27 protein-coding genes are annotated in these 16,724 nt (G+C 46.0%); 6 read left to right on the forward strand and 21 right to left on the reverse strand.

Annotated features, from left to right (window positions below; translation table 11 throughout):
• Nucleotides 1-332: 332 nt before the first annotated feature.
• Nucleotides 333-1,199 (forward strand): DMT family transporter, encoded by an 867-nt coding sequence (locus tag ACSZLD_RS05405; RefSeq protein ID WP_444684487.1) that lies wholly within the window; start codon nt 333-335, stop codon nt 1,197-1,199.
• 591 nt (nt 1,200-1,790) lie between these two features.
• Here the strand turns inward: ACSZLD_RS05405 and ACSZLD_RS05410 are convergent.
• The 4 genes from ACSZLD_RS05410 to ACSZLD_RS05425 all read right to left on the reverse strand — a co-directional run bounded on the left by ACSZLD_RS05410 (nt 1,791) and on the right by ACSZLD_RS05425 (nt 3,951).
• The gene (locus ACSZLD_RS05410) at nt 1,791-2,015 is read right to left on the reverse strand and encodes a hypothetical protein (RefSeq protein ID WP_444684488.1); all 225 of its coding nucleotides are present in this window, start codon (nt 2,013-2,015) and stop codon (nt 1,791-1,793) included.
• Nucleotides 2,016-2,222: 207 nt separating this feature from the next.
• The gene (locus ACSZLD_RS05415; RefSeq protein WP_444684489.1) at nt 2,223-2,699 is read right to left on the reverse strand and encodes a hypothetical protein; all 477 of its coding nucleotides are present in this window, start codon (nt 2,697-2,699) and stop codon (nt 2,223-2,225) included.
• Nucleotides 2,696-3,172, reverse strand: a complete 477-nt coding sequence (locus tag ACSZLD_RS05420; RefSeq protein WP_444684490.1) for a GNAT family N-acetyltransferase — start codon at nt 3,170-3,172, stop codon at nt 2,696-2,698. The genes ACSZLD_RS05415 and ACSZLD_RS05420 overlap by 4 nt, the downstream gene beginning before the upstream one ends.
• The gene (locus ACSZLD_RS05425; RefSeq protein WP_444684491.1) at nt 3,169-3,951 is read right to left on the reverse strand and encodes a class I SAM-dependent methyltransferase; all 783 of its coding nucleotides are present in this window, start codon (nt 3,949-3,951) and stop codon (nt 3,169-3,171) included. Before ACSZLD_RS05425 ends, ACSZLD_RS05420 begins: the two co-directional genes overlap by 4 nt.
• A gap of 179 nt (nt 3,952-4,130) precedes the next feature.
• On the opposite strand from ACSZLD_RS05425, the gene ACSZLD_RS05430 reads away from it, so the two are divergent.
• Both ACSZLD_RS05430 and ACSZLD_RS05435 read left to right on the forward strand, forming a co-directional pair.
• The gene (locus ACSZLD_RS05430; protein ID WP_444684492.1) at nt 4,131-4,370 is read left to right on the forward strand and encodes a hypothetical protein; all 240 of its coding nucleotides are present in this window, start codon (nt 4,131-4,133) and stop codon (nt 4,368-4,370) included.
• A gap of 12 nt (nt 4,371-4,382) precedes the next feature.
• A complete protein-coding gene (locus ACSZLD_RS05435) occupies nt 4,383-4,826 on the forward strand; it encodes a hypothetical protein (RefSeq protein ID WP_444684493.1) in 444 nt (147 codons plus the stop codon).
• A 198-nt stretch (nt 4,827-5,024) separates the two neighbouring features.
• Here the strand turns inward: ACSZLD_RS05435 and ACSZLD_RS05440 are convergent, their stop codons facing one another.
• The 8 genes from ACSZLD_RS05440 to ACSZLD_RS05475 all read right to left on the reverse strand — a co-directional run bounded on the left by ACSZLD_RS05440 (nt 5,025) and on the right by ACSZLD_RS05475 (nt 8,576).
• Nucleotides 5,025-5,546, reverse strand: a complete 522-nt coding sequence (locus ACSZLD_RS05440; RefSeq protein WP_444684494.1) for a hypothetical protein — start codon at nt 5,544-5,546, stop codon at nt 5,025-5,027.
• A 397-nt stretch (nt 5,547-5,943) separates the two neighbouring features.
• Nucleotides 5,944-6,168 (reverse strand): hypothetical protein, encoded by a 225-nt coding sequence (locus ACSZLD_RS05445; protein WP_444684495.1) that lies wholly within the window; start codon nt 6,166-6,168, stop codon nt 5,944-5,946.
• Between the two features lie 56 nt (nt 6,169-6,224).
• Complete coding sequence (locus tag ACSZLD_RS05450; RefSeq protein WP_444684496.1) at nt 6,225-6,419, reverse strand: hypothetical protein; 195 nt, start codon at nt 6,417-6,419, stop codon at nt 6,225-6,227.
• Between the two features lie 119 nt (nt 6,420-6,538).
• Nucleotides 6,539-6,691 carry a hypothetical protein gene (locus tag ACSZLD_RS05455; protein ID WP_444684497.1) on the reverse strand — a complete coding sequence of 51 codons (153 nt, stop codon included), beginning with the start codon at nt 6,689-6,691 and terminating at the stop codon, nt 6,539-6,541.
• Between the two features lie 84 nt (nt 6,692-6,775).
• Nucleotides 6,776-6,967 (reverse strand): hypothetical protein, encoded by a 192-nt coding sequence (locus tag ACSZLD_RS05460; protein ID WP_444684498.1) that lies wholly within the window; start codon nt 6,965-6,967, stop codon nt 6,776-6,778.
• 173 nt (nt 6,968-7,140) lie between these two features.
• The gene (locus ACSZLD_RS05465; RefSeq protein WP_444684499.1) at nt 7,141-7,818 is read right to left on the reverse strand and encodes an HAD family hydrolase; all 678 of its coding nucleotides are present in this window, start codon (nt 7,816-7,818) and stop codon (nt 7,141-7,143) included.
• 310 nt (nt 7,819-8,128) lie between these two features.
• A complete protein-coding gene (locus tag ACSZLD_RS05470; RefSeq protein ID WP_444684500.1) occupies nt 8,129-8,299 on the reverse strand; it encodes a hypothetical protein in 171 nt (56 codons plus the stop codon).
• Nucleotides 8,300-8,339: 40 nt separating this feature from the next.
• The gene (locus ACSZLD_RS05475) at nt 8,340-8,576 is read right to left on the reverse strand and encodes a hypothetical protein (RefSeq protein ID WP_444684501.1); all 237 of its coding nucleotides are present in this window, start codon (nt 8,574-8,576) and stop codon (nt 8,340-8,342) included.
• Between the two features lie 268 nt (nt 8,577-8,844).
• Between ACSZLD_RS05475 and ACSZLD_RS05480 the strand changes: the two genes are divergently transcribed.
• Entirely contained in the window at nt 8,845-9,723 is an 879-nt protein-coding gene (locus tag ACSZLD_RS05480) for a GNAT family N-acetyltransferase (RefSeq protein ID WP_444684502.1), read from the forward strand.
• 124 nt (nt 9,724-9,847) lie between these two features.
• Here ACSZLD_RS05480 and ACSZLD_RS05485 read toward each other — a convergent pair whose 3' ends face one another.
• The 6 genes from ACSZLD_RS05485 to ACSZLD_RS05510 form a co-directional block, all read right to left on the reverse strand.
• A complete protein-coding gene (locus ACSZLD_RS05485) occupies nt 9,848-10,102 on the reverse strand; it encodes a DUF4190 domain-containing protein (protein WP_444684503.1) in 255 nt (84 codons plus the stop codon).
• 55 nt (nt 10,103-10,157) lie between these two features.
• Nucleotides 10,158-10,619: a hypothetical protein gene (locus ACSZLD_RS05490; protein WP_444684504.1), complete on the reverse strand. Its 462-nt coding sequence runs from the start codon at nt 10,617-10,619 to the stop codon at nt 10,158-10,160.
• A gap of 255 nt (nt 10,620-10,874) precedes the next feature.
• On the reverse strand, nt 10,875-11,132 hold the full coding sequence (locus ACSZLD_RS05495; RefSeq protein ID WP_444684505.1) for a hypothetical protein: 258 nt from the start codon (nt 11,130-11,132) through the stop codon (nt 10,875-10,877).
• 54 nt (nt 11,133-11,186) lie between these two features.
• On the reverse strand, nt 11,187-11,663 hold the full coding sequence (locus tag ACSZLD_RS05500; RefSeq protein WP_444684506.1) for a DinB family protein: 477 nt from the start codon (nt 11,661-11,663) through the stop codon (nt 11,187-11,189).
• A 16-nt stretch (nt 11,664-11,679) separates the two neighbouring features.
• The gene (locus ACSZLD_RS05505; RefSeq protein ID WP_444684507.1) at nt 11,680-12,150 is read right to left on the reverse strand and encodes an NUDIX hydrolase; all 471 of its coding nucleotides are present in this window, start codon (nt 12,148-12,150) and stop codon (nt 11,680-11,682) included.
• A gap of 313 nt (nt 12,151-12,463) precedes the next feature.
• Nucleotides 12,464-12,712, reverse strand: coding sequence for a hypothetical protein (locus tag ACSZLD_RS05510; RefSeq protein WP_444684508.1), 249 nt, complete (start codon nt 12,710-12,712; stop codon nt 12,464-12,466).
• A gap of 182 nt (nt 12,713-12,894) precedes the next feature.
• Between ACSZLD_RS05510 and ACSZLD_RS05515 the strand changes: the two genes are divergently transcribed.
• Entirely contained in the window at nt 12,895-13,350 is a 456-nt protein-coding gene (locus tag ACSZLD_RS05515) for an SRPBCC family protein (protein ID WP_444684509.1), read from the forward strand.
• Between the two features lies 1 nt (nt 13,351).
• On the forward strand, nt 13,352-13,564 hold the full coding sequence (locus ACSZLD_RS05520) for a helix-hairpin-helix domain-containing protein (protein WP_444684510.1): 213 nt from the start codon (nt 13,352-13,354) through the stop codon (nt 13,562-13,564).
• Nucleotides 13,565-13,616: 52 nt separating this feature from the next.
• Here ACSZLD_RS05520 and ACSZLD_RS05525 read toward each other — a convergent pair whose 3' ends face one another.
• The 3 genes from ACSZLD_RS05525 to ACSZLD_RS05535 all read right to left on the reverse strand — a co-directional run bounded on the left by ACSZLD_RS05525 (nt 13,617) and on the right by ACSZLD_RS05535 (nt 16,723).
• A complete protein-coding gene (locus tag ACSZLD_RS05525) occupies nt 13,617-14,924 on the reverse strand; it encodes a methyl-accepting chemotaxis protein (protein ID WP_444684511.1) in 1,308 nt (435 codons plus the stop codon).
• A 279-nt stretch (nt 14,925-15,203) separates the two neighbouring features.
• On the reverse strand, nt 15,204-15,677 hold the full coding sequence (locus ACSZLD_RS05530) for a DinB family protein (protein WP_444684512.1): 474 nt from the start codon (nt 15,675-15,677) through the stop codon (nt 15,204-15,206).
• Between the two features lie 533 nt (nt 15,678-16,210).
• Nucleotides 16,211-16,723 carry a hypothetical protein gene (locus ACSZLD_RS05535; protein WP_444684513.1) on the reverse strand — a complete coding sequence of 171 codons (513 nt, stop codon included), beginning with the start codon at nt 16,721-16,723 and terminating at the stop codon, nt 16,211-16,213.
• Between the last annotated feature and the right edge of the window lies 1 nt (nt 16,724).

Raw genomic sequence — 16,724 nt, forward strand, 5'->3', positions numbered from 1 at the left:
CGTGTCAGATAACGTGACAAAGCCTGCATATTAGGCCCGTACCTATTCGGCACAATAGCTGCTAATCCTCGTAACGAAAGCGATTACATCCATTCTTCGTATTTGTGATTTGTTGAACGTAATTTCGGACATAAGAGAATTTATCGTTGGATGTTATTAAATTGTACATATGAAACAGCGCACCCTTATTCCGTCGCCAGAATAGATTGTCATCCAATGACCGAAAACGATTTTGTTATTTTTGTTTATTTTGCACGGTAAAAAGGTATCCTTTACCAGTCCGGGTCGATCGTGACCCGTAAGAACGATGTTACAAGCAGAGAGGTGAAAGAATGAGAGGTTTAGGCATTCTTTTCGTGATACTTGCCGCTATCGGCTGGGGTCTCAGCGGCGGAATTGGTGATATTTTAATGGAGCGCGGCTGGGATCCGATCGTGATTTCGTTTTACCGGGGCGCGATCGGACTCGTCTTCTTTCTCATATGGCTTGTCATCAGTTCGTCTTCCAAGAGCGAACGATCCGGCCGTTTTTACTTATGGGCGGTGCTTGCCGGACTTGGTGTAGCCGGTAACTTTACGCTCTACTATACGAGCATCGAGGCGTCCAGCGTGCCGGTTGCCGCGACGCTCATGTACACGGCGCCGGTGTTTGTGCTGCTCATTTCCTTCGTGCTTAGAATTGAAAAATCGACGATCTTTAAATGGAGCTGTGTGGCGAGCGTGGTTGCGGGGATTGTACTGCTAACCGGCGCCTATAATCCGGACGATGTGGCGGTGAGCGCGCTGGGCGTGATTACCGGTTTAGGGGCGGGACTGGCCTATACGTTATTCATTTTCGGATTTAAGCGTGCTTCCAAGCTTGGTAATCCGGAAACAATTCTCGCGGTCGCCTTCTCTGCGTTTTGTATTGCGCTGTTTCTTCTGGCAGACCCAGGACAGCTTTTAGCCGTCTGGACATCCGCTGATATCGGCTGGTTTATCCTGCTTGGTACGGTCGGAGCAGGTGTATCGTTTATCTTTTATTTATACGGAATCCGCAAAACGGCACCTTCTACCGCATCGATGGTTGCGATGGTCGAGCCGGTTACCGCAACGCTTTTCGGTCTGCTCCTGCTCGGCGACGTGCTCACGCTGATTCAGGCAGTCGGCATGGGCGTCATTCTCATCACCGTTACGATTTTAAGTGTGAAACAAGCATAAGACAAAAAGCGCTCCGGACCTAGACGTCCGGAGCGTTTTCCAGGATATTGAAAAAGTCTTTCAATTTACATGTCTATTCGTTTGATTGTATTTCCTCTCTGCTTACCGGCGGAAGCTTGCCGTGCGCTTGTCTTCAGCTATTTCTCAGGGTGACCCCTGAGAAAGGATCTTTAGACTGCGCTTATTCCACAGGCGTCCCCGCCGGACACATTGAGGAAACGGCTCTGCTTGTTGGAAAACAACGTCGCGACAGGCAGACGCGACTGCTTTTTTGCTCTAATGGTGAATTTCATGACGTACTGGGCTGCCTATTCAACTTCGAAACGTCACATAACGATACGCTCCATCTGAATCTTATAAGCTCGTGCCAATCAGATCCAGGCATTTGAACCGAACTGCCAGCTGTAGACATCGAAAAAACCTCGACTCCAGGAGGATCAGAACGAGGCGAAAGCCGAGGCTTTTCCCTCAGTAAAGCGAGTGTGCACAGACAAAAGCAGGTGTAAGATTATTCACTTAAAAACACTTTATCGACACTTTGAAAAACGCTCCGGACCTTGTTGTCCGGAGCGTTTTCTATCGTTTTATTCACTAGAGCCCAATGATCCAAAAGCAGAGTGCACCGACAAGCACGAGCGCAAAAAAGCCAGTGAAGACGTTTCGCTGCAGGTTGTTTTCATCCTGGACAGCTTCAATGATTCTTGCGGCAAAAAAGCTCGATAATATCAATGTCCACATAGCTACCGGGGCTTGGAAGACGTTCGGGTTCAAATAATGAAAGGCTGGAAATCCTGCGTAGACGATCCCGATCAACATATCGACGGCATTAAAAGCCGGATGACGATCTTTAAACGCCTTACGGCCGATCCATTTATGTATCAGCTTTTCGCCTTCGCTATGATTGCCTGAAGGTAAAAAGATGCTACCGCCTCCTTTTTAGGTCTTATTCCTGCGCGGCGATGAGTGCTGATGCTCAAAGCGCCAAAAAAATCCTGCTGCTATTCCCCTACCCTTACTAACTTCTTAAAACGCTACTTCTTTCAGACCTGTATCTCTTGCGACAAGCTCTTCTGCAAACGTACATTCCATGAAAAACATAGCTGCCGCGATAAACAAGACACCTTTTGCGGTGTACAGCGCAACTCCAGAAACCGAGTCCGGTACATGATCAAGCGTAAACAGCTTGACGTCTTCAATCATCTCATCAAACGCGAGTACAGAGCCGGATACGTTTATGTACAATCCGTCCTCTATATCAAATGACAGCGGGTAAGGATGTACCTGGTTTTGTACTGTAAAAACGTCGTTGTAGTTCTCATTTTCTGTACAGTCCAGGCGAATGAAGCCTTGCTCTCCTTCATCTCCCTCTTGCCAGTGGAGCAGCGTTGGCATCGTGTTCAATTCTAAAAAATCGCCGGACGGATACATGACCGTTTGCTGCGAGCGTAAGCCACGCAGCTGTTTTCCCTTCAGCATTAGGAGCGTTTCAACAACGTTCAATCGCCTTTCCCTCCTTCCGTTAGAAACACACAAATCTCGTAGTCATTTACCGGATAGACGCCTGCCTCTTTCCAACCAGCTTTTGTGTAATAGTCACGCAGCTTTTCATTCCCTGCCCAGCAGTCCAGATACAGCGTGCCGGCAGTTATGAGCTTCGCTTCTTCCAGCAGCTTTTGGCCAATCTTTTGACCCTGATAAACCGGTTCGACAGCAAGCTCAAAAAGGTAGCAGCTTCCTGGAGCCACTGGAAACGTCATCGGTTCATTGATTTGCTTCATGGCAAAGGTGCCGATCACGTGATCTCCGGAAATAAGGATATAGCGTTCTCCTCTGTCGATTTGCGCGATTACTGCTGCTTCATCCCACGGGTAGTCCCACTGCATCATATTTATATCAAGCAGTCGCTTCGTTACCCTGTTCAGCAAGGCTGTCACAGCCGCTGCATCTGCTTTTTCAGCACGCTGAACGATCATGTAACGGCCGTTATGTAGACATAGTCGCCAGCTTCAGACGCGTATCGTTTCATCACGTTTTCGATCTCACCGGAGGCTATATCGCCCTGGAGTTTTTCCACGCCGCTTCTCACTTCTGCTTCAGACGCGAGAGAAGCAAAGCTTGAGATACCGCTTCTCACTGTTGGATCGAGGTACATTGCTGGCTCATGTTTGCCGCTGTATAAAAAGAAGTCTTCGAGATCACTTTCAATAAAATAAGGCTCCTGCTTTACGTCAGCAAAGCCTGCTTCCACAAGCGCATTTTTCACTTTTTCCACAGCCGGCATCTGCTCGGCTGAGCGTTCCATCATCTCTGGGAAGTAAGCATGTAACCAGTAGTTCCGCATTTGCTCCGGTGATGACGTAAAGATAACGAACCGGCCTTCTTTTATGACAAGGTGCACGTCACGAAATGCGGCCTTCAAATCTGGCAGGTGATGAATCGACAGGACGCAGACCGCACCATCGAACTGTGCTGAACGAAATGGCATGCTGATCAGATCCGCTTGTTCCCACGTCAGCTCCGAAAATTTATGCTTTGCCTGATCGAGCATCGTTCCCGATACGTCAACGCCCGTCATCTGTAAGCCCGCACTCGCTAGCGCCTGCGTATAGTTACCCGTCCCGCATGCGGCGTCCATTACATGAGCACTGTTGCGAACGTCCAGCAGCTCCCTGATTCGTTTTGTTATACGCGGATCGGCGCGCCTCGTCGTGTCATAGCTGCGGCCGATTTGATCGTAAAGCGGGTTTGACATGCAATAACCTCCCATTCATTACCATTGATTACTATTTATTACCATTCATTATAACATTAATTGGAAATAGGCGAAGTGACGCAATTTACTATGTCCATACATGTCTTTCTAAAAGAATTCTTTCACTCCTTCTTAAAATGGTAAACTATAACCATATCCTGTTTCGAGAGGTGTCACTTATGCTGCAAAAACTAATTTTTATAGCGGCAATCGCTGTACTTTTCTTTGGCTTTGCTGCCGCAAATATGGAACCTTCCTTGTTCACAGCCCTTTCTTTAGGTATTCCACTCACACTCTTTTTCTTGCTAATGGGAGTTAAAGAATGGACAACAAGCGGGAAAACCTCCAGCGTTGTACTGTTTATTGGAAGCGGCGCTATTTTCATTTACATGCTTCGCACTTCGCTCGCCATAATTTAAGGAGGGACACAAATGTACTATTATAAGCTTGAGCCTTGGCCCCTGTTTTCTAATCATGAGTTTCAATTTTCAACGATTCCTGAGCCAGGATTTGAAGCGCTGAGCCTGGTAAAGCGTGATGAAGAACACGGGCTTTATCTTATTTTTGAAGACAATCGATTTTATTACCATTTTCATTACGTTGCGGAAGAAGGTCTTCCTTATACAGAAGTGTTTGCGATTTTGGAAACAAGGGAAGAACATCGTTTCGAGCTGATCAGCGCCATACATCAGCACTCTGAGATATCTCCTTTCTGTAAGGCGACACGCTCATTTCTGCTTAGTTGGGCGCTCCAGGAGGTTCCCCAGGTTCATAACGAAACATTGAAGCACCATATCATTGCGACTGAAGATGGTTTTGTTGAGGTGCTTGCTGACCGCGAACCTGTATGCTGGATCACCGACAAACCATCCTAATTTTCAGTAGTTCCGATCTTACTTCCTGCATATATAAAAGCTTCCCATACTTAATAGCCCCTCAGCTAGTCTGACGGGCTTATCCATTAATTAAAGAAGGTAACAATAACCCTTCACGTTAACTGCACCGCAGATCCTCCCCAATTGACGGTTGTTGTTGTCATAAATGAGCACTCCTTTTCCATCAATGCACCTTCGCTAGTATTGGAGAAAGCTTTCTATTACAACACCTTTATCATCCACGTATTCAATTTCCCAGCTTGTTGCTTCTTGGTCTTGCAGCGTTTGTAGCCAGATTGTATACCCGTTTGAGAGAGGAACGACCTCCGCCTCGCCCCCGGCAACGAGGACTTTTTCGACATGACCGAACTGATGCTCAGGAAGCGCTCCACTTAAAAACACTTCCCCAGTCGTATGATCGACGCTCGTTGTATACGTTTCTCCCATTTCATCCTGTATACCGTATCCGGTCCATTTCCAGCCTGCATACGAGTTTTGCAGCTCCAACAGCGCAAACTCCTTGGTGCCGAGTATGACAGCATATCCTTGATCATCGATTGCAATCATTTCTGTATCGACAACCTCAAATGTCAACTCCTCCTGAATAAACCGTTCTGTTGATGCCTCGATCGTTCGATCACCCATGATACCGTTCATAAACATGACGACGAAAAATGCTGAAATCAATCCGAAGGGTGTAAAGAATCGGCGCTTTTGCATGGCATTTTCTCCTTTTAGAATACTATACCATAGTTATTAGTATAATTTTCCATTAATCGTGATCGCTATGCTATAGTAAATGTAGATGTCAAAAAGGATCTGGAAGCAATGCCGGTAAGATGGAACAGTCTTATTCTTTTACTCATTAGTGCTCTTATGTTCAGTGTGGCCTGGCTCTCATCTGCTCTTTATTTACCTGTCTATTTAAGCGGAAGCAGAGGCTAGGACGGAAGGTATGGATTATTTGGCACAGCGCTAACCGAAATTGGCATAATACCACTCATTCTGGCCATCTTTTTTGCGTTAGCGGCGATTGCGGACTATGTGTATGGGTATTACAAAATCAATAAGAAAGAGGAAGACCCGGATCAAACGATTGAATGATTGATCCGGGCCTTTATTCGTCTCTTCTATCGAAGTGATTGGTTACCGTCGCAACCTTCTCTTCAAGCTCTTCCAACCGCACCTGCTGATTGACGAAGATAGTAGCTGTGATAGCTATGAGGACGGCAAAAATCGTAACATTTCCCCAAAAGCTCTCCATGATAACACCTGCGAAGAAAAAGGTAGCTAAGTAGCACACTATAAGACTGACGATCAGAATTGCTCCAAAACGCTTCATTGCATGCTCCTTTCAACACTAGGATCGTTTGTTCACCGGGTTCATCTCGAAGCCGCTCATTCAAATCGAATCTGCTGCTCGGTAACTTCGATCTCTTCTCCGCTGCTGTCCATAAAATGAACCGCAACGTCTTCATCCTCTTCCCTGGTCGCTTCCATGAACCAAAATTCGCTGCTGTGGTCAATCTTTATTTCTTCTGCTTCAATATTGGAAGCATTGATCGTGGCGGTTGTAGATGCTCCCTGCGGCAAGTCCCCGAAAAGAAAAAATGGCCCATCACTGCCTGCAGACTTCGTTCCAATTCGACTCTCTCATTCTCCTGAGCGAAGGGTCAATTGTTGACTCCAGCCGAACCAGCTGTTCTTCATTCTCATAACGGTAGCCACTCATCTATTAACACCGTCAAAGCGTGGTCATCAAACGTGAACACGCGCCCTCTCTCATAAGGCTCGCTTTCCTCTTCTACATACGCATCGACTACTCGTTCAGGCGAGCTGTAATGTAACGACAGAGTTTCGATCACCGCTACAGTACCCCCAACGATGATAAGAAACAGGGCATAAATAGCCGGATTTTCTCATTATGTATCACTCCTTGCCATCAGTCATTACCCAATCAGCCACCGCACGCCCAGATAAATTCCGCTGCCAATGACGAAAAAAGGCACCACGACCTTCAAGCTCGTTTTAAAATGCTTGCCGAACTTGCCCCGTTCCCGCATGTCCTTATCTGTCGCAAACTCCAGTGCCAGCCAAATGATCGTGCCAACGATAAACAATCCTGCCAGTAAGACGTCCATCATATTTCCCCCTTTTTAACTTACAACTGCCGTTAAGAATGCGCAGACAAACCCGATTAACACGCTTTCCACTGCAAGACGGACTCTGTCTGCAGGAGGATTCGTCAACAGAAAAGAGCGGACGACTGGCCAAACGAGAACACTCACAAAAAATGCAACCAGGATCGATAGGTTCATGCTTCCTTATTCATCAACGTTAACAGCTCGTTCCAGGTCTGCACTTCATTATCCGGATTAATCGCCGTATCGTTGTTGAGTCGTTCAGGGTTGTACCATATTGCACGCATTCCGGCGCTTTGACTTCCGGCAATGTCTTTTTTCAGATCATCGCCGACAAAAACAGCTTCGTGCGGCTGCACATTTAACCGGGAAAGGGCATGCTGAAAAATACGTGCATCCGGCTTTTCCACGCCAGCTTCTTCGGAAATGACGACTTCATCCACGAGGCGCTCCAGCTTGGAAACAGACAGCTTTGCCTGCTGGCGTGTCGTTACGCCGTTTGTCACAATACCTGTGTGCACCTGCTGCTTCAACGTATCGAGCATATCCACCACTTCATCAGTCACGGCGTAGCAGGACGGGAAATAATCATTCCAGAACTGCTGATACTCCTGATCGTTAAAAAAATCACCCGGCGGATAGCGCTCAAAAAAGATACGCAGCACGTCTGTTTTATCTGCGTGACCGTGCCATTTTGCATCTTCCTCCTGAAACGCCTGCCACATCGCCTCCTCCTCTTTCGGCTCTTCATATCCTTTTTCCACCACCAATAAAAAGAATCGGTGCAGCGCCTCTTTTCGGCTCAGCAGCGTATCGTCCAAATCAAATAGAATTGCTTTTATTGCGGGCATAAGACTCATCCTCTCTAAAATAACGCTTCTTCTTTATCCGTAAATTCTAGCATCCACGGCTGTACCGCAAACATCAGCACGGTCATCGCTGTTCCTGTTAATAGGTAGAACATTATGGAAACCGGAGAAACAACAAGCATAAGGAATGCTGGAATACAGAGCATCAATACGGGCGGGATGCTGCATTTAAACTGACTCTCTCTCGTTAAAAAGAGCTTTCTCCGGCAAGCAGGACAGCGTCTGCTAAACTGTAATTAAATAAGCTGGCTGTAGCTGAATGTCACCCTGCAGCAGCGGCACCTGCTACCCTTCATGTTTCTTTCCTCCACTCCTGCAGGAATAACCAGCTTCCACCTGCACAAAAAAGAAGGGCACCCAGTGGATACAAGTATGGAAGCAGCTGGTTATGAAGCCCGCCAGTTAATAAAATCGGCCCGGATAAAGCCATCAATCCTAGTGCCAGAGCGCGATTTTTGCTCATTGGATCACCCTCCTTTAACTGGTATTATTAGCTAATTATATCATAAATTCCCTTTCGACTTTTGATAGGCCCGATGAAACACCGGCATCCATACGCCGATCGTGAGAAACCATAGCAGCCATTCCGGGAGCAGAGGTATAATAAGCCTGTCGGTGAGATAAACAGCGAGCAATAAAACAACGACGGAGACATAGATGGTGTTCGTCCGACGTGAAGCAAAAACCGCTCCACCTGCATGGATCAGACAGAGAACGCCAATGAGTATTAGCAGAAACATTCGTCTCACCTGTCTTTCACTTGTAATCATTGCTCTTTATAGAGCTACGTATCAGCGGAAGGATTCGTTTCAGTTTGTGAAAGTTCATCGTATTTCAGCATGCGAACCAGTTGTAAACATTGTTCAAATCGCACAAGGAAACAGATTAGAGATAGTTTTGTTTAGTTAGCAGTCTTGTATTATTAAAACAACCTCATAACTTTGGACGACAAACGATTAAATGGTAGAATTTAGAAAGCGACATTTCATTTAAAAGGAGTGGTACTCCGTGACATTAACTATAAAAAAGCCGACCTCATTAACTGAATTAGCTGCGTTTCTCTCCACTCAAAATAGCTCGGATTTATCTCATATCGGCTATTGTGGTGAAGACAGGTTCGAAATAACCGATGCATTACAGGATGAATTCTCCAATTCTCCTGCACTTGAATCATTTTATGCAGCTTATCAAGATGGGGTAATCGTGGCCGCCCTAGGTTTTGATATAGACGAGGACTTTTCAGAAGCAGATGTATGGGGACCGTTTTGTATGGATCACGACTTAAATATGGCTCAGCTTCTATGGGATCGTTTGCTGGGAGAGTTTAGTACGATTACGTGTTTTTCATTCTTCATCAATATTAAGAACTATTTTGCTAAAACATTTATCGAATCTAATCACGGTTTGCCAGACAGCATTCAACACGTTTATTTACTCAGGCGAACGGAACAGCCGAAGCCTTCTTCTTCCTTAATAAACGTTCAGCCAATCACCGACCATTTGCACGAAAGCTTTGTCGCGCTACATGATCAAACCTTTCCTCAAACTTATTTTGATGGTGAAACTATTTTGAAGCGCATGAACCAAAACAATTCACTATTTGTCGTAAGCGACTATAATGATTCGGTTACAGGTTATGTGTACACTGAAACCAATCCGATGCATGGTGAAGGAACCATTGAATATATTGCCGTCCACCATGATTACCGGCAGTGCGGCTATGGGGAACGCCTCCTCCGCTCGGCTTTGACCCATCACTTTCACCATCCTGATATACGTACAATTGAACTCTGCACCGCTTCTGATAACAAACCAGCTAATCATTTAGTCCGTTCTTTGGGGTTTACGTTAAAATACGAGCTGACCAGTTATACGCTATCCAAATAAAAGCGCGTCAAAAAAAGGAGCCTGTTCAACAGACTCCGTTTGCTTATGCGATGCAGGTCATCGTCACCTATTTCTCCACTGCATGACCACAACATTTTCATCGGACATGACTGATTCGTGCGGCTTACACTGCTAAAAAGGCTGCTACACCTACGATAAGAAAAAACAGCTGCAGCACGAGTGCGATAATGCCTAATATAGAGCCTGCCTTAGCGAGAGCGGCGCCTTCTTCCGCAGAGAGAACGATTTCTTTTTGTGCGATTCTGCAAAGCACGATTCCGATAATAGCGAGAACAATTCCAAACACCGGAACGAATACGGCAAGTAAGGAAGCGATAAATCCGATGATCGCTTTCACATTATAAGCAGCACCTGCCAAATGAAGCACCTCCAGTTGAAAATAGCCGACAGTTTTAACTAATTGAAGATACTATTTATTTATCGATTTTTTGAATTGTCACTTTTGGGTCTCTATCTGCAATTACTTCAATGACTTCATCTACTGTAATGTACACATGATGATTTGGCTTTTTCTCTTTTGGCATGTGTATATCCACGGCATTTCTAGTCCAAGTCAACAATAAAGAATGTTTCACCTTAAAAAAGGGCCAGAATTTATCTGTTATCCCTTCTTCCTCAAGGATTTCAAAATAACCCTCCATCAGGCCAGTTCGCATGTGTTCAGGAGTTCGAACAACCGCATAAACTTCATCAAAGGGAAATAGTTGAGACTCTTCGTATTCAAAAAGGTAAGAAAAATGATTATCTTCTAAAATAATACGGAGGTTCCCTGGTCGTTCTACAGAGTGCAATTGCATAGCATCATATTCGCCATCACGATGAGTAAAGGAGATACTCATTTTGTGATCTCGAATTGGATTCCAAAAAACTAGCATAATGATGTATCACCTTTCTTCCAAGAATTATCGATATCGAATATTCTCTTCTAAAAGAGCCACAGATAATCTTGGTTGACCTCCGCTGATGGACGTATATTACGTCATTTCACTCTGAAGTAGTTGCTTCTGCCTCTATTCATATCAACCAGTTACTTATCCATACTCCATCCTCTAAAAATCAGATCTAGCATTAGAAATTCCGCCGGTTTTATAACTAACTCTTGCAATACTTCCCTATGACGTAATCGTGAATTAAAGTGTCCATATCGACATGAGGCCGGCAATGAGCAGGCCCGTATGTACAATCACGGCAGCAACACCGAGGAAAAAGCCTGTTTTTGCAAGCCCGATTCCCTGTTGATGGGACTGATCGATTTCAGCTATCGCGATTCTGGTCAGGGTGATGCCTCCAATGCCGATCGGCACACCAAAGATCGGGATAAACAACGCGATCAGCGAGAAGCAAAATCCGATTATCGCCTTTACATTATACGTTCGTTCACCTGACATCCGGCTTCCTCCTATATCTTATAGTATCTTTCCTCTTAGCCTGTTGCACGATCGTTAAAACCTGGAGTGGTCAGGCAGCTTTCGATCAATCAAATCAGCTGACACAGGCTGCCGATTCAATTCTCTCGCCCAGACGGACAGCTGACCGACATGGTGAATCTCATGCGCGATAAGGTGCTGAAGAATCACGTTAACCGAATAGGAATGCTGCGTCCAAGCAGGCGAAACGATCTGGGTTAACGTTTCGTTCGTGATGCCTGTAAAAAAGCGGTTTAGTTCTTTTTGCTGACGTGCGGAAAGATCCTTCAGCTCGGCTAATGTGGAAGCGTCGTCAGCGGTAATCGGTTCGTCCGGCTTCCCTTCGATTGCCAGCACCCAGCTCTTTTCTACGTCGAGCAGATGCAGAAAGGTCCGGTAAAAGCTTCGCTGACCACCGTTACGGAGGAGAAAAAAATCATCAGAAGACAGTTCTTCACACCACGCGAACCACTCTTCCCGCACCTGCCAGTTGTAGCTGAACAATTGCTGCATACCCGTCGCCTCCTGTTTATTTACCGAATCGCTCCTTAATGGTTTTCCCATAATCCCGTATAATCATCTCTGCTCGCTTGTCGATTATTGAAGGCAGCCGTTGAAGTGAGAAATACGCGAGCTCTATGCTTTCCAGTTGATCTGGTGTCTCCTCTCCTTGTACTCCTTGAGCGAGATAAAGACTGATCACATTATATACCTCATCCCCATTTGGATACGTAAAATATAGCTCCGCTCCCGATAAAACACCTATTTGTTCTAATGACCCAGCAGTCAGTCCTGTTTCCTCCAATAATTCTCGAGCTGCTGTTTGCTCAAGGCTCTCGCCAGGTTCCATAGCACCGCCGGGAAAACCCCATTCCTTCGTATCTGAACGGTGCTGGAAGAGAAGTTCATGATTGTCATTTAAAACGATCACCGTTGCTCCAGTTACAATAAGCGGTTTACTCCCAACAAATTGCCTTAATTCCTGCACGTAATTAGTCATAGGATCCCCTCGTCTCAGTTAAAGATTCTAAAGAAGTTGGGCGCGTATTACTCTCTTGAATGTTGATTGAAGTATCTACAAGATCGTCTGCGTTATGATAATGATTTCTTCAGATTGCTTTCTGAATAAAAAAGTAAGCCGTATGCTCCAATAACCTTCGAAAATGCCGAATATGAGGCTGGTTTACGATTCATTATTTACATTATCTTCTATTTCACGAGTGGATGCAATTCCATGTCTTGTAATGCTCTAGCTGCCGGTGTATGAACTCAAACTAAAACGGAACGGAGCCTTCCTCAGACTCCGTTCCGTTTTACGGTCGTTTACTCATGCGCAAGTATTTATCGTACAATGCCTCGGCTCTCTTGATGTCATTCTTTGAGTGAGCAATGGGACTGGATTGATGTCTGCGTCGGATTAACTCTTCCTCAGTCGGCTTTCGATTTTCGTCTAGAAACGGATAGCCCCAGCTGTCCTGCGCTTCGATTTTGGCCACGCTCTTACGCGGATTCGACCAGTACAGCAGCATGAGCGACAGCTCTTTCATACCGTAATAAAACATGCATCTTCCCTCCTTACCTCCTTATACCCGATTTTTCGCGACGCGCACCCTTCCATTACATTTTTGCTTTTCTCTCACCGAATAGGGCAAGTTTTTTCTGGAGACTGGAAACAATTCATTCCATTCCTCATGTAAGCTATACTAAAGAATACCAGCAGCTTACTGAGAAGGAGATGAATGTATTGACGCAATGGTCGAGTACGGTACACATCCTCGCTCCGATTGAGCAGGTATGGACGTTATTTGACGGCACGCTTGCTCATACGCAAAAAATAATGCCGCAGGTCGAAGCAAATGAGCCGGTCACGATCACAGATGAAAAAGTCGGAAGCGTTTACCGGCAGACGTATCGGGAAGGCAGACGAACGGAAACGTATGAGGTTGAAACAATTGCGTACTGTGATCTGCCGGGTCAAAAGCAGCTTCGCGTCAGCTTTACTCTTGCGAATATGTTTGATATTACAGCCGATTACACATTGATTCGGCATACAGCCTCGTCTACTATTTTCCGGTATACGGTGACGAATCGGCCTACAAACCCGATATTGAGATGGATGCTTTTGTTTGCGAGTGATAAAACTGTCAAAGCGTTTACCCAACGAGTAAAGCTAGTGGCAGAATCAAAAGGTGGTGATTAACGTGACAAATGCCAATGACAAACAGGCTTTTCTCATGAAACTGAGCGGTCCGGCAAGAAGCGCCCTCCTGCATGAAAACATTACCTCACTGGAGACGCTCGCTGCTTATTCTGAAAAAGAGATTCTAGACTTACACGGGGTGGGGCCGGCGTCGATTCCGACGATGAAAAAACTACTTGCGGAAGAAGGGTACTCCTTTAAACAGCAAGGATAAAAAAGATTCCTGCTAGACTGAAAAAACGCCGCTGATTGCGACGTTTTTTTCGTTACAGTATCGAAACCTTCTGCCCTTTTTGGAGGAGCTGATTCGACATGTGTGAGAGGTTCGTTGTGGAGTCGGCGAGTTCCCTGACGGACTGCACGATTAAGTCCATTTCATCTTTATTCGTCTGGAACATGCTGCTGTAGCTTTCCATCTCGAGCTTTACGCTCGAAAAGCTCGAACGGGCATTTGTCATACTCTCGTCTGATGCAACGGTTGCCTGGCCCATCGTCTCCAGTGAGGCAACAAGCTGATCGGTATTCGCACTGCTCTCTGACGCAAGTGCCATGATCGAGGACGTAATCGATTTTGAGTTTTCAGCGAGCTTGCGGACTTCATCTGCAACAACCGCAAAACCTTTCCCTGCCTCCCCTGCCCGGGCAGCTTCGATGGAGGCGTTCAGCGCCAGCAGGTTCGTCTGTTCGGCAATGCTTTCAATTTGCCTGGTCATGTCTGAAATACTCGAGGAGATGCGCTTCATTTCCTCGATCCGGCTCGCGCCCTGCGTCATCTGTAAAACAGCGAAGGAAACCGTCATTTTTTCGATGTGCTCCTCGCTCGTTCCCGCAAGCTGAAGCACGCTCTTATTCCGGTCCATCGTCGACAGCGTATCTGCCCCCATTTTTTCCGCACGTGTGGCCGTTGCCCTTAGTGAGGCTTCGTTTTGATCGACCATCGCGGCAAGGTCCTGACTGAGTCCGCTAAGCTCCTGCTGCAGATCCTGCTGCTCCTCGTGAAGCAGTGTAATTTCCTCCATCTTGCTGTTTAAATACGTTTCCACAACGAGCTGCGCGTCAAAGTTCATCACGTCAGTAACAGAAACGAGCACGTCAGAAAGCTTTTGCGGATCATGCACGAACAGCTGCACGAGCTTTGGGATAAGCAGGCTGTTGAACGCCTGATACGTGGCGAGAAACCAGGCGACCGGAAGCTCCACTCCTTTGTGCGTGGAGCCGACCCGCTTCCGTAGCTGCACGTATTTGTCATCAATCGAACCTTCAAACAACGTTGCTAGATACATAGCGAATACGTCCTTGAGCTTTTGCCTGGTGGAATGGGTTTCCGCAATCTGGCGCAGCGGCTCGATGCTGTACACGTGATCGAGCACTGTATCCAGAAATTCATCTTTTATGCTTAGCACGTGCGGCTTCACTTCCTGCAGCACGGCAAGCTTTTCGGTCGTGACGTTCATGTAAAAAAGCCGCTGCTCCAGCACCTTTTCCGACAGCTGAAACGAGCTGCCTTTCTCATAGGCCAGACCTGGTTCAAATACAGCTTGCTGCGATCGTTTCGTAAAAGCGAATAAATTCATGTCTCTCCTCCTGATGAACGTGCTGAAATTGGCTATGACCTTTTTATCGGCAGTTTCTCTTGTTTATGTAATGTATATTGGTTGTATAATAAAATAATACATCACCAGACACAGGGCATCTCATTAATTCGATTGGTTGGTACACCTGGACAGAAAAAACGACCTCCAACCAGGAGACCGTTTCAAGCATTTAGCATGCGTTCCATAAAGACCTTATCACTACGTTTCTAAAGACTATGAGTGACCTTAGCTTTCAACCTATCCCCCGCCAAAAGCTGATCATATGGAAGAATCGCTTGTAGTCTCATCCAGAGAGTCGAGCAAGTCAGTAATTTGTACCATATGATGGCGGTCATGTGCTGCTAAGTTTTCGAAATAACGGGCAATCGTCAAGTTTGTTTCGCCTATTTGAAAAGGCGTTTGCCAGTCCGCTTCTGAAATGGAGTCGATACTCGCAATCAGCTTGTCTCTTCCTTCAACAAACTCGTTCACAATAGACGAAACAGGGGTGATCCTGGCCCAATCATCCGCCTCATGATTTACTTGCGCCGCTTGTGGACCAGGGGGTAATGGCTCAGAGCTATGAAAATACGGGAGCCGCTTTGATTGGACAAACGCATCCCACGGAATAAAATGAGCAACAATTTCTGCTATCGTCCATTTACCAGCCGCAATTGGCGTACGCCAGTATTGCTCAGACATCGGTTCAAGACTGCGTACAAATTGTATCGTTTCCTCATAGTGGTGAATCACAGCCTGTTTTTTTACAAAGAGTGCCTCCTACATAACAATTTGTCATCTTTTGATTCTCTTATTCTAGCACGTATTATATGATAAAATTTGCTTATTACATGCCATTTTGCAAAGAGGGAACGTGAATGAAGTTGCGAAGTAACACTGCAGCATACATGATGGTATTACAAGACCTGTGTTGTATCTCTATTAGTTAAGGAGGGGTTTCTCATACACCTATACGTGAAAAACATACTATGGATTGCCTTGATCGTGCTTGCGACACTATTGTTTTTTTCCTTTGTCCTAAGGCTGCCGTTCGGCATTGGACACATTGTAATGATACTTCTGGGAATATACGGCCTCATTAAAAATATGCTGGCCCTTCGAAAGGAAAACACGGTTCACCAACAGTAACTGCTTCTGAACGCTTCTTGATTATTCAAGAAGCGTTTAGTTGTTCATCTTCCATTCATATATGTTCGCTACGATTACCAGCATGAACAAGGACGGTCTCTAGAACAAAAATACAAAAATGGCTGCAGGACCGGTCCTTATCCTGTAGCCTGTGCCAAGATGCTTGATGCATCAGCGCTGCATTTTTCTTTTATGTTGATTCGAATCCGTGACAACGGTAACGCTTCTGCTAGTTCTTTAATTCGGGCGAGCGCCTTCGGAACCCTTTCGGAAAAGAGAGGAAGCTGATTTGCGGGGATCGTTAGTGTGAGACAAAGCGTCACTCCCCCCTCATCTTCTTTCAGGAGATAGCTTTCCGTTTTTCCGGTCCATTCCTCCTCCCTCACGCCTGAGCCGCTATCCTGCGTGTCTGCCTGATGATGAAAACGCACATACTCATGCGGGCGCAGCTCTTCGACGAGGCTTGTCACCCCGTAGCCGTTGACAGCGGAAATGAATTCGACCTCCCCGTTTTCTTCGAGCCTTCCCTTCATATATGTGCCCTCATCAATCAAGTTCGCCCAATCCCGAAACGACGTATCCTCCCACAAGACGTTCCAGATATCTCTCTTATCCGCCTGAATAAGGATGGAAAAAGTATGAGTATCCACG

Source organism: Alkalicoccus luteus, from assembly GCF_052061695.1.
In the GTDB taxonomy this organism is placed as follows: domain Bacteria; phylum Bacillota; class Bacilli; order Bacillales; family Salisediminibacteriaceae; genus Alkalicoccus; species Alkalicoccus luteus.

Bases quoted from the DNA above. Each gene is read 5' to 3' on its own strand.
- ACSZLD_RS05405 (WP_444684487.1), top strand. From the start codon at position 333: ATGAGAGGTTTAGGCATTCTTTTCGTGATACTTGCCGCTATCGGCTGG.
- ACSZLD_RS05410 (WP_444684488.1), bottom strand. From the start codon at position 2,015: ATGTTGATCGGGATCGTCTACGCAGGATTTCCAGCCTTTCATTATTTG.
- ACSZLD_RS05420 (WP_444684490.1), bottom strand. From the start codon at position 3,172: ATGATCGTTCAGCGTGCTGAAAAAGCAGATGCAGCGGCTGTGACAGCC.
- ACSZLD_RS05425 (WP_444684491.1), bottom strand. From the start codon at position 3,951: ATGTCAAACCCGCTTTACGATCAAATCGGCCGCAGCTATGACACGACG.
- ACSZLD_RS05430 (WP_444684492.1), top strand. From the start codon at position 4,131: ATGCTGCAAAAACTAATTTTTATAGCGGCAATCGCTGTACTTTTCTTT.
- ACSZLD_RS05435 (WP_444684493.1), top strand. From the start codon at position 4,383: ATGTACTATTATAAGCTTGAGCCTTGGCCCCTGTTTTCTAATCATGAG.
- ACSZLD_RS05440 (WP_444684494.1), bottom strand. From the start codon at position 5,546: ATGCAAAAGCGCCGATTCTTTACACCCTTCGGATTGATTTCAGCATTT.
- ACSZLD_RS05445 (WP_444684495.1), bottom strand. From the start codon at position 6,168: ATGAAGCGTTTTGGAGCAATTCTGATCGTCAGTCTTATAGTGTGCTAC.
- ACSZLD_RS05460 (WP_444684498.1), bottom strand. From the start codon at position 6,967: ATGGACGTCTTACTGGCAGGATTGTTTATCGTTGGCACGATCATTTGG.
- ACSZLD_RS05465 (WP_444684499.1), bottom strand. From the start codon at position 7,818: ATGCCCGCAATAAAAGCAATTCTATTTGATTTGGACGATACGCTGCTG.
- ACSZLD_RS05470 (WP_444684500.1), bottom strand. From the start codon at position 8,299: ATGAGCAAAAATCGCGCTCTGGCACTAGGATTGATGGCTTTATCCGGG.
- ACSZLD_RS05475 (WP_444684501.1), bottom strand. From the start codon at position 8,576: ATGTTTCTGCTAATACTCATTGGCGTTCTCTGTCTGATCCATGCAGGT.
- ACSZLD_RS05490 (WP_444684504.1), bottom strand. From the start codon at position 10,619: ATGCTAGTTTTTTGGAATCCAATTCGAGATCACAAAATGAGTATCTCC.
- ACSZLD_RS05495 (WP_444684505.1), bottom strand. From the start codon at position 11,132: ATGTCAGGTGAACGAACGTATAATGTAAAGGCGATAATCGGATTTTGC.
- ACSZLD_RS05500 (WP_444684506.1), bottom strand. From the start codon at position 11,663: ATGCAGCAATTGTTCAGCTACAACTGGCAGGTGCGGGAAGAGTGGTTC.
- ACSZLD_RS05505 (WP_444684507.1), bottom strand. From the start codon at position 12,150: ATGACTAATTACGTGCAGGAATTAAGGCAATTTGTTGGGAGTAAACCG.
- ACSZLD_RS05510 (WP_444684508.1), bottom strand. From the start codon at position 12,712: ATGTTTTATTACGGTATGAAAGAGCTGTCGCTCATGCTGCTGTACTGG.
- ACSZLD_RS05525 (WP_444684511.1), bottom strand. From the start codon at position 14,924: ATGAATTTATTCGCTTTTACGAAACGATCGCAGCAAGCTGTATTTGAA.